Below are 14,087 nucleotides of genomic sequence, written 5' to 3'. Positions count from 1 at the left end.
CCGTCGTCCTCGGCCCCGACGGCGCCGAGCTGGCCGCCGCCCACAACGAACGCGAGGCCACCGGCGACCCGACCGCGCACGCCGAGATCCTGGCCCTGCGCCGGGCGGCCGCGGCCCACGGCGAGTGGCGCCTGACCGGCTGCACGCTGGTGGTCACCCTGGAGCCCTGCACGATGTGCGCGGGCGCCCTGGTCCAGTCCCGCATCGCCCGGGTCGTCCACGGCGCCCGCGACGAGAAGGCGGGCGCGGCGGGCTCCCTCTGGGACGTCGTCCGCGATCGCCGCCTCAACCACCGCCCGGAGGTGATCGGCGGCGTCCTGGAGGACGAGTGCGCCGAACAGCTGACGGCCTTCTTCCGCACCCTCTGACCGGTAGGGCCCCGCCACCTGACCAGGTACGGCCCCGCTCCCGAGAACCGATTTCTGTCCACGCCCCGGGATGGTCTAAGCTCTCTCTCGGTAGCGTGTCCGAGCGGCCGAAGGAGCTCGCCTCGAAAGCGAGTGTGGCGTAACCCGTCACCGTGGGTTCAAATCCCACCGCTACCGCTTCTGGTGCCCCTTTGATCAGCGAAATCGCAGATCAAAGGGGCACCCTGCGTTTGATGATCAAGGCGATCTGCGAGGACCCGCCCGACCAGCAAGGCCATCCGATCGGTGAGATGCAGCCAACGCGAACGTGCCGACTGAGCTGAGGGCGGCAGATGACGGCGGTCTCGGTCAGCCTGACGAGCCTCCGCCACTTGCGTGTGGTTCAGTAGCTCCCCCGCGCTAAGGGATCTCCTGGTCTCGCGAGCCGATCCTCCTGATCTCATCCCCTGATCCCCGCCCACGCGGGGTTGTTCCCATCATGGACGGCAGCGGAGACCGCTGGCCCGGGTCGTCCCCGCGCGCGTGCGGGGTTGATCCCTTGATGTCGGGGTTCTCGGCCATGAGGAACCGCCGGTCGTCCCCGTGAGTGCGGGGCTGGTCCGTCGCACCCGGCGCTTACAGCGCTCGCCGCCGTCCACCACCTCGGGAAGTCAACGCGAAGGCTTCCGTGCCACCCCGCAGGTGCGACAGGCGTCTGCGGAGAAGGCCGCCAACGCGGAGCGACCGGTCGCCGCACAGAGGATGTACGGCGACCGGGCGCTCCGATTCACAGTTCAGGTCGGGGGAAGCGGCGTCGGGGGGACAAGCCGCTTCCCCCGGTGAGAACAGGGCCTGCTGGTCCTCCGTCGCGGTCAGGGGGGAATCGCGCGGCGGTGACCCCACAGAGAGGCCCCGTTCCGGCCCTCCGGGTCCTGCCTGGTCCCGTTGGGCTCGGTATCCATCCTGCCGCGCGGCAGGCGTCGTGAGGTCGGGCGAAAGACCTTGATGGCGGGGCCGTAGGTCCTTAAAGAGCTCATCAGTGATCAGAAACGGCCACCGGATACGGCCATCCGTGCGGATACAATCGCCCGATCGCACGTGGGGTCGATGGAGGGGCAGGATTGTGGCCAAGGCAAAGACGATCATCATCTACATATTGGTGGTCTTCGTGCTGTACACGATCATCATGTCTCCCCAGCGGGCCGCCGAGCTGGTCCAGGTAGGGTTCGAAGGCATTTCCACCGCCGCGCAGAGCGTCGGTGACTTCATGTCAGAACTGGTGAAGTAGGAGAAGCGCGATGATCCGCCACCTGGTCCTTTTCAAGCTGAACGAAGGCGTCGAGCGGGACGACCCGCGGGTCGTCGCCGGGGACCGGGCCTTCCGGGAGCTGGAGGGGCAGGTCCCGGAGCTGGAGTTCTGGGAGTGTGCCTGGAACATCACCGACCGGCCGATCGCGTACGACTACGCCATCAACTCCGCCGTCGCCGACGAGGACGCGCTCAAGCGCTACATCGAGCACCCGGCCCACCAGGCCGCCGCGGGACAGTGGCGAGAATTCGCCACTTGGGTGATCGCCGACTACCCCTTCTGACGCTCCCCCAACACCGGTTCGTCCCGGTTCCAGCGACCCCTCGCCGTCCAGGCGGGGGGTTTCTCTGTTCTGTTTAAACCCTTATGACCTCAACACGGCACTATGAGGTGCTTGCACACAGTGGACATGTCTTGTGATGCTATGACCGCTTTTGACGGATGAGTTGACCGTAGTTGACCGCGAAGGGGTGGCGTCACCGTGCCGGCCAGTACAGCGCCTCAAGTGCCTCCCCAGACAGTCCAGACCGTCCAGACCGTCCGGGCCGAGGACATCCAGACCGAGACCCCGGACCCTTCCGTCAGGCCCGCCAGGACCCGCGGCGCCGACACCAGGGCGCTCACCCAGGTCCTTTTCGGCCAGCTCAAGAACCTGGAGCCGGGCACTCCGGAGCACCGCCGGGTCCGGGCCGCCCTCATCGAGGCGAACCTCCCCCTCGTCCGGTACGCCGCAGCGCGGTTCCGCAGCCGCAACGAGCCGATGGAGGACGTCGTCCAGGTCGGCACCATCGGCCTGATCAACGCCATCGACCGGTTCGACCCGGACCGCGGGGTCCAGTTCCCCACGTTCGCGATGCCCACCGTCGTCGGCGAGATCAAGCGGTACTTCCGCGACAACGTACGCACCGTCCACGTCCCGCGCCGGCTGCACGAGCTGTGGGTCCAGGTCACCGGCGCCACCGAGGACCTGACGACCGCCCACGGCCGGTCCCCGACCACCGCCGAGATCGCCGAGCGGCTGAAGATCTCCGAGGACGAGGTGCTGGCCTGCATCGAGGCCGGACGCTCGTACCACGCGACCTCGCTGGAAGCCGCCCAGGAGGGTGACGGGCTGCCCGGGCTCCTCGACCGGCTCGGCTACGAGGACCCCGCGCTCGCGGGCGTCGAACACCGCGATCTCGTCCGGCACCTCCTCGTCCAGCTCCCCGAGCGCGAGCAGCGCATCCTCCTCCTGCGCTACTACAGCAACTTGACCCAGTCTCAGATCAGCGCGGAACTGGGCGTCTCCCAGATGCATGTGTCAAGGCTTCTCGCCAGAAGTTTCGCCCGACTGAGATCCGCAAACAGGATCGAGGCGTAACCGGAACGGGTAGACCGTCCACAGAGCAGTTCTGACGGCATAAAAGGCCTACACCCCCTGTTTCCAGGGCGGATTCGGCGCTGACTTGTCGACATGTCACTACAGCGTGTTGCCGACATGTGACATTCTGCTCGAAGCGCGTTTGCCGCAGCCCCACCTCCGGTATTCAGGTGGAGGCTGCGTTCCTCCGATGGTCGCGGCCACCGCGACCGTCCGCGACCTCAAGGGGGTGGCATGTCCGAAGAACAGGGCAGCTCGAAGGTGCTCACGCTCACGAAGAGCGTGCCGGCACCCGCCGTGCTCACCAGCTCGCCGGAAGCCATCGACACCCGCACGCTGTCCCGCTCCCTGTTCCTGCGGCTCGCCGCGCTCGGCCCCGCCTCGGGCCCCGAGGGAACGGACAGTCCGGAGCGGACCTACGTGCGGGACACACTGATCGAACTGAACCTCCCGCTGGTGCGGTACGCCGCGGCGCGGTTCCGTAGCCGCAACGAACCGATGGAGGACATCGTCCAGGTCGGCACGATCGGCCTGATCAAGGCGATCGACCGGTTCGACTGCGAACGGGGCGTCGAGTTCCCGACGTTCGCGATGCCCACCGTCGTCGGCGAGATCAAACGCTTCTTCCGCGACACCTCCTGGTCCGTGCGGGTCCCCCGCCGCCTCCAGGAGCTGCGGCTCGCCCTGACCAAGACCAGCGACGAGCTCGCGCAGAAGCTCGACCGCTCGCCGACCGTGCCCGAGCTGGCCCGCGCGCTCGGGGTCTCCGAGGAGGACGTGGTCGACGGTCTCGCCGTCGGCAACGCCTACACGGCCTCCTCCCTGGACTCCCCCTCCCCCGAGGACGACGGCGGCGAGGGCTCCCTGGCCGACCGCCTCGGGTACGAGGACTCAGCGCTGGAAGGCGTCGAGTACCGCGAGTCACTGAAGCCGCTGCTGGCCAAGCTCGCGCCGCGCGAGCGCCAGATCATCATGCTGCGGTTCTTCGCGAACATGACGCAGTCGCAGATCGGCGAGGAGGTCGGCATCTCCCAGATGCACGTCTCCCGGCTGCTGACCCGCACGCTCGCGCAGCTCAGGGAAGGACTCATCGCGGACTGAGACCGGCCGGCAGAGTTCTGCTGATCTCTGCCGATCCCGGTTGATCCCCGCCGATCCCGGTTGATCACGGTTGATCTCCGTGGATCCCTCTCGACCTCTGCATCAGGGTTCAGATTTGACGGGGTGTCAGCCACACTGGCGCGATGCGACGTCAGATATTCGGCTCGACCGGCCGCCGGGGCACCGCCATCGTCGCCTCGGCGGCCGCGCTGTGTCTGGGCAGCGGCTTCCTGGCCGCCTGCGGGAGCGGACCGGGCGACGACGGATACGTGGCCGTGGGCGCCGCCGCCGACAGCGGGGGCCGGGCCGCGGGCGGCGACGGGAAGCCCTCGGGCGAGGTGACGCTGGTCCCGCTGGACGGGAACGGCGGCAGCGGCGGCGGGAGCGGTGAGCGCGGCCCCGGCGGCCATGGGTCCGGCAATCCCTCGGTCGTGCCCTCCTCCCCGGGTGCGAACGAGCCAGGGCGCGCCCGGGAGCGCCCCGGCGGGGCGCGTACGGAGACGCCGGGCGGTCGGGGGGACGACTCGCCCGGCGGGCCGGGCGGTAAGCCCTCGACCCCCGCGAACCCCTCGAAGCCGGGCAGCGGATCCGGGCCGCCTTCCTCCGACAGGCCCGGCACCCCTTCGCCTCCGGGCGACGGCACCCCCAGCGACCCCGGCACCCCGAAACCTCCCGCTCCGCCCGCGACCCCGGCCGCGCTGACGTTGAGCGCACCGCAGCGCGCGGCGGCGGACAAGCGGTGGTGCGAGAAGGTGACCGTGGAGTTCCGCAACACCGGCGGCTCCACGGCGCGTTCGGGGACCGTCACCTTCGCCACGCACATCATCGGCGCCCTCGGCGTCGACTGGGCGACCATCACCTCGTCCCAGCCCCTGCCCGCCCCGATCGGCGTGGGCTCGGCGCGCTCGGAGACGTACACCGTGTGCGTGGAGTCCTGGCGGGTCCCGCTGGGGATGCGCGTCGAGACACAGGACGTCTCCGCCGTGTGGAAATGATCTGGAGAAGCGATCCGCGGAAGCGATCTGGGGAAGCGGCCTGCGGAAGTAGCCCGGGAAAGCGGAAAGACCCGGGAAAGAGACCTGCGGAAGTGGCCAGAGAAAGCGGCCTGAGGAAGTGGTGGCCAAGTGGCCCGGCCGGACGACGGGGGCCCGCCACGCACGAAGGCCGCCCGGGGGTGGAGCGGCGGCCTTCGTGCGGCTCCGCTTCCCGTCCCCCGTGCGGCCGGATCGTACGGTCGTGCTGTGGTCTCGTGCCGTCGCGGGGCGCCCCCGCACCGGCCCGCGGGGTCGGCCCCCGTGCGAGCGGGAGTCGGTCCCCGTACGGTCGCGGGTCAGCCCAGTGCGAGCCAGGCCACCGCGCCGAGGACGACGACGACCGCGATCACCGCCGCGATCACCCCGGCCTTCGGCCCGGAAGAGGTCGCCGCGGGCTGCTGCCGGCGCTGCGGCTCGCCCTCGTCGACGAAGGCGCGGAACATCTGCGTGCTGCCCGCCGGATCGCTGGTGCCCTCGGGACCCGGCTGAGGGGCGTGGGGGTTGTGTGCCATGGGGCAGGACCCTAGCGAACTCGGGCCCACGGCCCAACCCCCGGGCCACCCGGCGCCCTGTCCGACGCGCGTCGACGCGGCCGGGCGACGGGCTTGACCCGGACCCTACGGAGGCTTTTGCGTTCCTTTACTTCTGCAAGGCAGTTTTCGTTTGCCTGTAGCAACCAACGGCTTCTATCGTTGCCCTAAGCAACAACATGGTCGTGAGTGTACTGGGGGTTCCCGTGGCCGCACGGAGTAGTTACGAGGAACTGGCCCGGCAGCTCAGCGCCGTCGGGGCCGTCAAAAGAGGGCTCGCCCGCGCGCTGCCCCTGGAGTGTCCCGCGGGCTCCGCCGCCGTGCTGACCCTCCTGGACCGGCACGGCGAGATGCGGATCAGCCGGCTCGCCGAACTGCTGTCCGTCGACATGTCGGTGACCAGTCGCCATGTGGCCCATGTGGCCGACCGCGGCTGGATCGAACGGTCTCCGGACCCGGCGGACAAGCGGTCCCGCATCCTGCGGCTGACCCCCGGCGGGCACGAGCAGCTCGACGACCTGACCCGGCGGACCACCGAGGTGTTCGCCCACAACCTCCAGGACTGGTCCGACGACGACGTCGGCCGGCTCATCGCGCTGCTGTCCCGGCTGCGCGACAGCTTCGCCTGTCGCGGATCCGGCGGCTGCGCCCCCGGAAGTCACACCGGCGAGTGCAGGACCCGCCTCGGCGACGAGGCTCACACCCGTACACCTGTGTAACAGAAGCAAATACGCACGGATAAGGAACTCAATGGCTACGACCACACCCACCGGTGTGCGGGGCGGCCACGCCAAGCACGGAGGGCACGGGAGCGTCACCGACTCCGGTGCCCCCGACGGCACGCCGATGACACACCGGCAGATCATGGAGGCGCTGACCGGGCTGCTGCTCGGCATGTTCGTCGCGATCCTGTCGTCGACGGTCGTCTCCAACGCCCTGCCCGAGATCATCTCCGACCTCGGCGGCGGCCAGAGCGCCTACACCTGGGTCGTGACGGCCTCGCTGCTGGCCATGACCGCCACCACCCCGCTCTGGGGCAAGCTCTCGGACCTCTTCAGCAAGAAGCTGCTGGTCCAGATAGCCCTGATCATCTACGTCCTCGGCTCGGTCGTCGCCGGTCTGTCGACCAGCAGCGGCATGCTCATCGCCTGCCGCATCGTCCAGGGCATCGGCGTCGGCGGCCTCTCCGCCCTCGCGCAGATCGTCATGGCCGCGATGATCGCCCCGCGCGAGCGCGGGCGCTACAGCGGCTACCTGGGCGCGGTCTTCGCCGTCGCCACCGTCGGCGGTCCGCTGCTCGGCGGCGTCATCACCGACACCAGCTGGATGGGCTGGCGCTGGTGCTTCTACGTGGGCGTGCCGTTCGCGGTCATCGCGCTGATCGTGCTCCAGAAGACCCTCAAGCTCCCGGTCGTCAAGCGCGAGGGTGTCAAGGTCGACTGGACCGGCGCGTTCTTCATCAGCGCCGCCGTCTCCCTGCTGCTGGTCTGGGTGACCTTCGCGGGCGACAAGTACGACTGGCTGTCGTGGCAGACGTACGTGATGGTCGCGGGCTCGGTCCTGCTCGGCCTGATCTTCGTCCTCACCGAGTCGCGGGCCAGTGAGCCGATCATCCCGCTGCGCCTCTTCCGCAACCGCACCATCACGCTGGCCTCGATCGCCTCGCTGTTCGTCGGCGTCGCGATGTTCGCGGGCACGGTCTTCTTCAGCCAGTACTTCCAGCTGGCGCGCGGCAAGTCGCCGACGATGTCCGGCGTGATGACCATCCCGATGATCGCGGGGCTCTTCCTCTCCTCGACCATCTCCGGCCAGGTCATCACGAAGACAGGGCGCTGGAAGGCGTGGCTGGTCAGCGGCGGCTTCCTGGTCACGGCCGGGCTCGGGATGCTCGGCACGATCCGGCACGACACCGCGTACTGGCACGTCGCGGTCTTCATGTTCGTCATGGGGCTCGGCATCGGCATGATGATGCAGAACCTGGTCCTCGCCACGCAGAACCAGGTCGCCCCCGAGGACCTCGGTTCCGCGAGCTCCGTCGTCACCTTCTTCCGCTCCCTGGGCGGCGCGATCGGCGTCTCGGCGCTCGGCGCGGTCCTGGGCAACCGGGTCACCCACTACGTCAAGGACGGCATCGCCGACCTCGGCCCGGAGGGTGCGGCGTTCGGCCACGGCGGCACCGGCGGCGGGGGCATCCCCGACCTGGACAAGCTGCCCGAGCCCCTGCGCCTGGTCATGGAGACCGCGTACGGGCACGGCGTCGGCGACGTCTTCCTGTACGCCGCTCCGGCCGCGCTCGTCGCCTTCATCGTGACGATCTTCATCAAGGAGGTCGCGTTGAAGAGCAGCGCGGCGAACGACACCCCCGTCGAGTCCCCGGCCGCCGTCGGGACGGCAGGGGCCCCTGTGCCCGCGACCGTCGGCGCCACCGGGCCGGCGGCCTCCGAGGGAGCGGCGGGTGTCACCCCGGTCGACAGGACCGACACACCCGCACCCGCCCACGCGACTGCCCCCACCCTCGCCCCGTACAACACCGTCGACAGCGCCGACAGCGTTCACGGCACCTCCGTGCACGGTGTGGTGCGCGGTGCGGAGAGCGCTCCGGTCGCCCGCGCCGCCGTCACCCTGATCTCGCTGGACGGCCGGCAGCTCGGGCGCTCCGTGGCCCGGCCCGACGGCGGTTACGCCCTGGACGCCCCCGGCTCCGGGAGCTACGTGCTGATCGCCTCCGCCGACGGCTTCCAGCCGCAGGCGTCCACGGTGGTCGTCGGCGAGGAGCCGCTGGCCTTCGACATCCTGCTGTCCGGTACGAGCGGACTGGCCGGAACGGTCAAGGCCGCCGAGTCCGGCGCCCCCGTCGACGGCGCGATGGTCATCGTGACCGACGTCCGGGGCGACGTGCTGGCCACCGGCGCGTCCGGCCCGACCGGTGAGTTCGCCTTCGGCGAGCTGATCCCGGGCTCCGTGACCGTCGCGGTCAACGCGGCCGGCTTCCGTCCGCTGGCGCTGCCGGTGGAGATCGGCGGCCAGGGCGTCACCCGCGTCGAGGCCGCGCTGCGGTCCGGTGCGCTGGTCCGGGGCGTCGTGCGGGCCGGGTCCGTCCGGAGCCCGCTGGCCGACGCGCGGGTCACGCTGATCGACGCGGCGGGCAACGTGGTCGCCACCGCGACGACCGGCGAGGACGGGGCGTACGCCTTCACCGACCTGGACGCGGGCGAGTACGCGGTCATCGCGACCGGCTACCCGCCGGTGGCCGGATCGCTGACCGTGAGCGGCCCGGGAGTCGACGGGCACGACATCGAACTCGCCCACCCGGGCGAGTGATCGATCCCCGCGGCGCGGGCGCGCGCCCGCGCCTGGCGCGCGTGCACCTATAGGGATGCGCACGCGCACGTGAAGGGATCGCGAAGACCCCTGGTCGGACGGCACTTCCAGCGGAGAGGCTGTCGCGACCGGGTGGAAGTGGGCCCCGGTGGCGGGTACGGCGAGCAGGGGACGGCCTGCCGTGACCGCCTCGGGGCCCGACTCATGTGCACTACGGGCCGGCCGGGGTCGCCCCGGGTTTTCGGGCCCGGCATGATCCGGACGACAGGCCCTCTAGGAGAGAGATACGGGATGGGACTTCGCGCACAGGTACGGACGCGGGACGGCTGGGCGGTCCAGCACGCCGTCGTCACCGTCACCGACATGACCGGCGCCCAGGTGCTGCGCGCCGCGGCCGACGAGGACGGGGCCGTCCGCACGGACGGTTCCCTGGCGGCCGGCGCGTACACGGTGATCGTCACGGCGGTCGGGTACGCGCCCGCCGCCTCCACCGCCCTCGTCACCGCGAGCGGCCGGATCGAGGGAGGCCAGATCGTGCTGGCCCGGCAGGGCGGGGTGGAGCTGCCACCGCCGGGCGTCTGGTCTCTGGACCCCGCGCACTCCTCGGTCGGCGCGGTCGCCCAGCACTTGGGGATCTCCAGCGTGCACGGCCGTTTCACCGACTTCGGCGGCCGGATCGAGATCGCCGAGGACGTCTCCCTCTCCCGGGTCGAAGCGGTGATCAGGGCGGCCGGCATCGACACCGGCAACGAGATGCGGGACAGGCATCTGCGCTCGGCCGACTTCCTGGACGTGGACCGCTACCCGGAGATCGCCTACCGCTCCACCGCGCTGGACCCGGCGGGGCCCGACCGCTGGACCGTGCACGGCGAGCTGACCATGCACGGCGTCTCGCGCCCCGTCGACCTGGACCTCAGCTACCTCGGTACCGGGCCCGACCCGTGGGGCGGGGTGCGCACGGCCTTCCACGCCACCGCCGAACTGCGCCGCGCCGACTTCGCGATGAACTACAACCAGATCGTCCAGGCGGGCATCTCCGCGATCGGCACGACCCTGCGCGTGGAGCTGGACATCCAGGCGGTACAGGGCGAGGCGCTGCCCGGACAGTGACCGGACCCGGCCGCAGGGGCCGGACCCGGTCGCAGGTAGCAGGTAGCGGGGGCCGGACCCGGTCGTAGGGTGGTGGACATGGCTGACCGCCCGATGACCGCAGAGATGGCCGGAGAGAACGGACAGACCGGGGGCACCGGGCCCGTTCCGCCGCTACCCGTCCCGGGACCGCCCCACTCGCTCCTCGGGTGCGGGCTGCCCGTCCCGGCCCCGCTGCCCTCGCCCGACGCCCTCGCGCGGGCCCGGCTTCTGGTCGCGCCCTCGCTCGACGGTGGCCTGGTACGGGAACTGGAGCGGATCACCGGGCGGGAGGCGGAGCCCTTGGAGGACGTCCCGCCGCCCTCCGACGGCCCCCTTCTGTGCGTGGGCGAAACACTGCCCGACGCGCTGCGGACGAGCCGTCTGCTCTGGTTCCACAGCGTCAACGCGGGGACGGACTCGCTGTTCGCCGGCGGCCCCTGGCCCGTCCCGGCGCTCCTGACCCGGACCGTGGGCCGGATGGGCGAGCGGATGGCCCAGTACGTCCTGGCCTGGATGCTCGCCGAGTGCCAGTCCGTACCGGAGTTCACCGCCCGGCACGCCCGCGCGCACTGGGAGCGCCTCCCCTCGGAGCTCGTCGCCGGGCAGACCGCGCTGATCTACGGGACCGGCCGCATCGGCGCGGCAGTCGGGCGGCTGCTGGGCGCCTGCGGGGTACGCACCGTGGGCGTCGCCCGCACGACGCGGTCCGGGCCCGCACCGGGCTCCGTCCGGGTGGTGCCGGGCTTCGACCGCGTGATCGGGGCCGCCGAGGACGCCGGGGTGCTGGCCGAGGCCCGCTGGGTGATCTCCACGCTGCCGTTGACCGGGGCCACGGAGGGCTTCTTCGGGGCCGCCCGGTTCGCGGCGGTGCGCGGGGCGACGTTCGTCAACGTGGGGCGGGGTCCGACCGTGGACATGGGGGCGCTGGAGACCGCGCTGCGGGACGGCCGGGTGCGGCGGGCGGTGCTGGACGTGCTGCCGGAGGAACCGGCCGCGCCCGGCGACCCCGTGTGGAAGCTGCCCCGCACGGTCATCACCTCGCACTCCTCGGGGATCACCACCGACGAGGACGTCTCCGTCGACTTCTCCGCCTGCTGGGAGGCCGTGACGGCGGGCCGCCGCCCCGAGCTGACGGTGGACGCGGTACGCGGGTACTGAAGGCGGCGGTGCGCGGCCGGCAACCCGGTGCGCGGGTACGGAAACGGTGCGCGGCTACTGGGCGGGCGTGCCCGTCCGGTCGCGCACCGCCTCGATGCCCGCGATCAGCAGGTCCAGCGCGAAGACGAAGTCCCGTTCGCGCATCTCCTCGACCGTCTTCCCGCCCCGGGCCGCCATCAGTTCGTCCGACGCCTCGGTGATCTGCCGCAGGTGCGGCTGCGCCCTGATCGTGCCCATCGCCTGCTGGTGGTACTCGTCCTGGGTCAGCCCGGTCGCGTCGCACCGCGCCTTGAAGTGGCCCTCGACGGTGCCGAACCCGTAAACGAACTGGAAGACCGCCGAGAGCGCGCCCGTCTGCCGTTCCAGGGGGAGTCCGGTGGCCCGGACGACATCCTGGACGGCGTACGAGAACAGCATGGAGTTCGGGCCGATGTTGAGGAAGGTCCCGGCCAGCGGGGAGATCCAGATGTGGCGGACGATGAGTTCGCGGTAGCTGCGGGCCAGCTCCCGCAGCCGGTCCCGCCAGTCGGCGTCCTCGCGGGGCGGGGCGATCTCGGCGTAGACCGAGTCGAGCGCCAGTTCCAGGAGGTCGTCCTTGGTGTCGACGTACCAGTAGAGGGACATCGCGGTGACGTCCAGCTCGGCGGCGAGCCGGCGCATCGAGAACTTGGCGAGGCCGTCGGCGTCCAGCAGCCGCACCGACGCCTCGGTGATCCGGTTGCGGTCCAGGCCCGCCGGGGACTCGGACCTGCGGGACCGCGCGGGGGCCCGGCGGCCCAGCCACACGCTGGTCCGCGCGGCGCTGTCCGCGCGGTCGGCCCCGGACTCCGGCTCGGGCTCGCGGTCGGGCGCGGACTCGCGGTCGGACTCGGACACCATGGCGCACTCTCCTCGTCTTGCGCGGACCGGCCCACCGAGCCGTCCTGCCGGAACGGCGGGACCCGGCGGGTCCCGCCGGAGGGACGGCGTACCGGACGCTGACGATCCGGTACGGGCGTCCGGTCCGATGCTATGCCGCCGGTCCCGTCGAGTCTGCCCGGTCCCCGGCCTTCGCAGCCTCGGCCTTCGCAGCCCGGGTCTCCGCAGCCCCGGTCTCCGTGACCTCGGCCTTCGCGGCTCCGGTCTTCACCGCCTCTGCCTTCGCAGCCCCGGTCTTCACCGCCTCGGCCGCCGACGTCTCCGCCCGCTCGGCCCGGCGCAGCAGGAGCGCGGCGAGCAGTCCGCCCGCCAGCACCGCGACCGCGCCCACCAGTTGGCTGACCTCCAGGCCCGAGGCGAAGGCGTCCTTGATCTGCTCCCGGGCGGCGGGCCCGTCGGCGGTGGCCAGGGCCGCGGGAAGCGAGGCGGCACCGACGGCGGCCGGCACGAGAGCGGCGAACCGGGCGTTCATCACGGCGCCGAGCACCGCGACCCCGAGTCCGTTGCCGAACTCCGCGAGCATGCCGTTCACCCCCGCGCCCACCCCCGCCTTCTCCGGCGGGATCGCGCTCATGATGGCGTTGGCCATCGCGGGCATCGCCAGGGCGATCCCCGCACCCATCACGACCAGACCGAACAGCATGCCGCCGTACCCGCCCCGCCCGAGCAGCGCGATCGCGGCGAGTCCGGCCGCCAGACAGCTCATCCCCGCCGCGATGACGACCGGCGTCCCCATCTTCCCCACGAGGCGGGCGCCCAGGCCGGTCAGGTTGAGAGCGACCACGGTGAGGGCCATCGGGGCCGTACGCAGCCCGGCCTCCAACGGTCCGTAGCCGAGCACGAGCTGAAGGTGCTGGGTGAGCAGGAAGAGCGAACCGCCCATGCCGAAGGCGACCAGGATCGCGCCCGCCACCGCGCCGATGAACTTCTGGTTCCGGAAGAAGTGCATGTCGAGCATCGGGTTCGGGATGCGGAGCTCCCACAGGACGAACCCGGCCATCACCACGGCCCCGAGAGACGCCGTCAGCAGCACCCGGCCGGACGCCCAGCCGTGCTCGGGCCCGGAGATGATCGCGAAGACGACGGCCGTCATGCCGATCGTGGAGAGCAGCGCGCCCAGCAGGTCCGGCCGCTCCCCCCGCCCGTTCTTCGACTCCGGTACGAGCCGGACGACGGCGGCCAGGGCGATCAGGGCGACCGGGATGTTGATGAGGAAGATCGCGCCCCACCAGAAGTGGTCGAGGACGAACCCGCCGAACAGCGGGCCCGCCGCGAAGCCGAGGGAGCTGACGGTCGACCAGATCCCGATCGCCTTGACCCGCTCGGCGTCGTCGAAGATCTGGACCACGACGGCGAGCGTGGTGGTGAGCAGCAGCGCGCCCCCGACACCCATCCCGGCGCGGGCCGCGATGAGCTGGCCCGAGGACTGGGAGAGCCCCGCCGCGAGCGAGCCGACACCGAACAGGGCGAGGCCCACGATCAGCATCTTCTTGCGCCCGTAGCGGTCGGCGGAGCTGCCCGCGGTGAGCAGCAGACCGGACTGGACGAGCGAGTAGGCGTTGATCATCCACTGCACGTCGGCGGTGGAGGCGTCCAACTCCGTGGTGAGGGAGGGGATCGCGACGTTCAGGACCGTGTTGTCGAGCAGCACGGTGAGCTGGGCCAGGCAGATGACGCCGAGGATCAGCCAGCGCTGCGGATGCCTCTGGGGGGCGAGGTCTGGTCGCTGTGCGGCGGGCGCCGTCATGCGGGCTCCTTGGACTCCGGGGCTCCGGGGCGGTGAGCGCCGGCTCCGGAGTCGCTGTACGGCGTATGGGACGAGATCGATGTACACCGTAAGGCAGATCCTGTACGACGTACAAGTCGATTCCCGTTCCA

Annotated in this window: 13 protein-coding genes and 1 tRNA gene; 11 read left to right on the top strand and 3 right to left on the bottom strand. The window is 71.2% G+C overall.

Going from position 1 to position 14,087, the window contains the following annotated elements:
* The 7 genes from CR470_RS13465 to CR470_RS13440 form a co-directional block, all read left to right on the top strand.
* Positions 1 to 368 (top strand): nucleoside deaminase (locus tag CR470_RS13465; protein WP_097867827.1); only part of this gene is annotated, 368 nt, incomplete at its 5' end.
* Positions 369 to 457: 89 nt separating this feature from the next.
* Positions 458 to 545, top strand: a tRNA-Ser gene (locus CR470_RS13460).
* A 925-nt stretch (positions 546 to 1,470) separates the two neighbouring features.
* Positions 1,471 to 1,635, top strand: a complete 165-nt coding sequence (locus CR470_RS39515; RefSeq protein WP_007446295.1) for a hypothetical protein — start codon at positions 1,471 to 1,473, stop codon at positions 1,633 to 1,635.
* Positions 1,636 to 1,645: 10 nt separating this feature from the next.
* Positions 1,646 to 1,939 (top strand): Dabb family protein, encoded by a 294-nt coding sequence (locus tag CR470_RS13455; protein WP_003967684.1) that lies wholly within the window; start codon positions 1,646 to 1,648, stop codon positions 1,937 to 1,939.
* Positions 1,940 to 2,137: 198 nt separating this feature from the next.
* Entirely contained in the window at positions 2,138 to 3,016 is an 879-nt protein-coding gene (locus tag CR470_RS13450) for an RNA polymerase sigma factor SigF (protein ID WP_097867826.1), read from the top strand.
* Positions 3,017 to 3,250: 234 nt separating this feature from the next.
* Positions 3,251 to 4,117 (top strand): RNA polymerase sigma factor SigF, encoded by an 867-nt coding sequence (locus tag CR470_RS13445; protein ID WP_018958648.1) that lies wholly within the window; start codon positions 3,251 to 3,253, stop codon positions 4,115 to 4,117.
* Positions 4,118 to 4,260: 143 nt separating this feature from the next.
* A complete protein-coding gene (locus tag CR470_RS13440) occupies positions 4,261 to 5,112 on the top strand; it encodes a hypothetical protein (protein ID WP_097867825.1) in 852 nt (283 codons plus the stop codon).
* 335 nt (positions 5,113 to 5,447) lie between these two features.
* On the opposite strand, the gene CR470_RS13435 is transcribed toward CR470_RS13440, so the two are convergent.
* Positions 5,448 to 5,663 carry a hypothetical protein gene (locus tag CR470_RS13435; protein WP_097867824.1) on the bottom strand — a complete coding sequence of 72 codons (216 nt, stop codon included), beginning with the start codon at positions 5,661 to 5,663 and terminating at the stop codon, positions 5,448 to 5,450.
* A gap of 224 nt (positions 5,664 to 5,887) precedes the next feature.
* Here CR470_RS13435 and CR470_RS13430 point away from each other — a divergent pair, with 224 nt between their 5' ends.
* The 4 genes from CR470_RS13430 (at position 5,888) to CR470_RS13415 (ending at position 11,291) form a co-directional block, all read left to right on the top strand.
* Positions 5,888 to 6,400 carry a MarR family winged helix-turn-helix transcriptional regulator gene (locus tag CR470_RS13430; protein WP_097867823.1) on the top strand — a complete coding sequence of 171 codons (513 nt, stop codon included), beginning with the start codon at positions 5,888 to 5,890 and terminating at the stop codon, positions 6,398 to 6,400.
* 31 nt (positions 6,401 to 6,431) lie between these two features.
* The gene (locus CR470_RS13425; RefSeq protein WP_097867822.1) at positions 6,432 to 9,002 is read left to right on the top strand and encodes an MFS transporter; all 2,571 of its coding nucleotides are present in this window, start codon (positions 6,432 to 6,434) and stop codon (positions 9,000 to 9,002) included.
* A gap of 291 nt (positions 9,003 to 9,293) precedes the next feature.
* The gene (locus CR470_RS13420; protein ID WP_097867821.1) at positions 9,294 to 10,112 is read left to right on the top strand and encodes a YceI family protein; all 819 of its coding nucleotides are present in this window, start codon (positions 9,294 to 9,296) and stop codon (positions 10,110 to 10,112) included.
* Between the two features lie 195 nt (positions 10,113 to 10,307).
* Positions 10,308 to 11,291, top strand: coding sequence for an NAD(P)-dependent oxidoreductase (locus tag CR470_RS13415; RefSeq protein WP_097867832.1), 984 nt, complete (start codon positions 10,308 to 10,310; stop codon positions 11,289 to 11,291).
* A gap of 54 nt (positions 11,292 to 11,345) precedes the next feature.
* Here the strand turns inward: CR470_RS13415 and CR470_RS13410 are convergent, their stop codons facing one another.
* Entirely contained in the window at positions 11,346 to 12,170 is an 825-nt protein-coding gene (locus CR470_RS13410) for a TetR/AcrR family transcriptional regulator (RefSeq protein ID WP_179892242.1), read from the bottom strand.
* A gap of 130 nt (positions 12,171 to 12,300) precedes the next feature.
* On the bottom strand, positions 12,301 to 13,956 hold the full coding sequence (locus CR470_RS13405) for an MFS transporter (protein WP_097867820.1): 1,656 nt from the start codon (positions 13,954 to 13,956) through the stop codon (positions 12,301 to 12,303).
* Positions 13,957 to 14,087 lie beyond the last annotated feature (131 nt).

This window comes from Streptomyces sp. rh34 (genome assembly GCF_002551245.1).
Taxonomy (GTDB): domain Bacteria; phylum Actinomycetota; class Actinomycetes; order Streptomycetales; family Streptomycetaceae; genus Streptomyces.
This window is presented reverse-complemented; position numbering and strand designations above follow the sequence as displayed.

Excerpts from the sequence above, each read along its gene's own strand:
- CR470_RS13425 (WP_097867822.1), top strand. The coding sequence starts at position 6,432 with ATGGCTACGACCACACCCACCGGTGTGCGGGGCGGCCACGCCAAGCAC.
- CR470_RS13435 (WP_097867824.1), bottom strand. The coding sequence starts at position 5,663 with ATGGCACACAACCCCCACGCCCCTCAGCCGGGTCCCGAGGGCACCAGC.
- CR470_RS13405 (WP_097867820.1), bottom strand. The coding sequence starts at position 13,956 with ATGACGGCGCCCGCCGCACAGCGACCAGACCTCGCCCCCCAGAGGCAT.
- CR470_RS13420 (WP_097867821.1), top strand. The coding sequence starts at position 9,294 with ATGGGACTTCGCGCACAGGTACGGACGCGGGACGGCTGGGCGGTCCAG.
- CR470_RS13445 (WP_018958648.1), top strand. The coding sequence starts at position 3,251 with ATGTCCGAAGAACAGGGCAGCTCGAAGGTGCTCACGCTCACGAAGAGC.
- CR470_RS13440 (WP_097867825.1), top strand. The coding sequence starts at position 4,261 with ATGCGACGTCAGATATTCGGCTCGACCGGCCGCCGGGGCACCGCCATC.
- CR470_RS13455 (WP_003967684.1), top strand. The coding sequence starts at position 1,646 with ATGATCCGCCACCTGGTCCTTTTCAAGCTGAACGAAGGCGTCGAGCGG.
- CR470_RS13410 (WP_179892242.1), bottom strand. The coding sequence starts at position 12,170 with ATGGTGTCCGAGTCCGACCGCGAGTCCGCGCCCGACCGCGAGCCCGAG.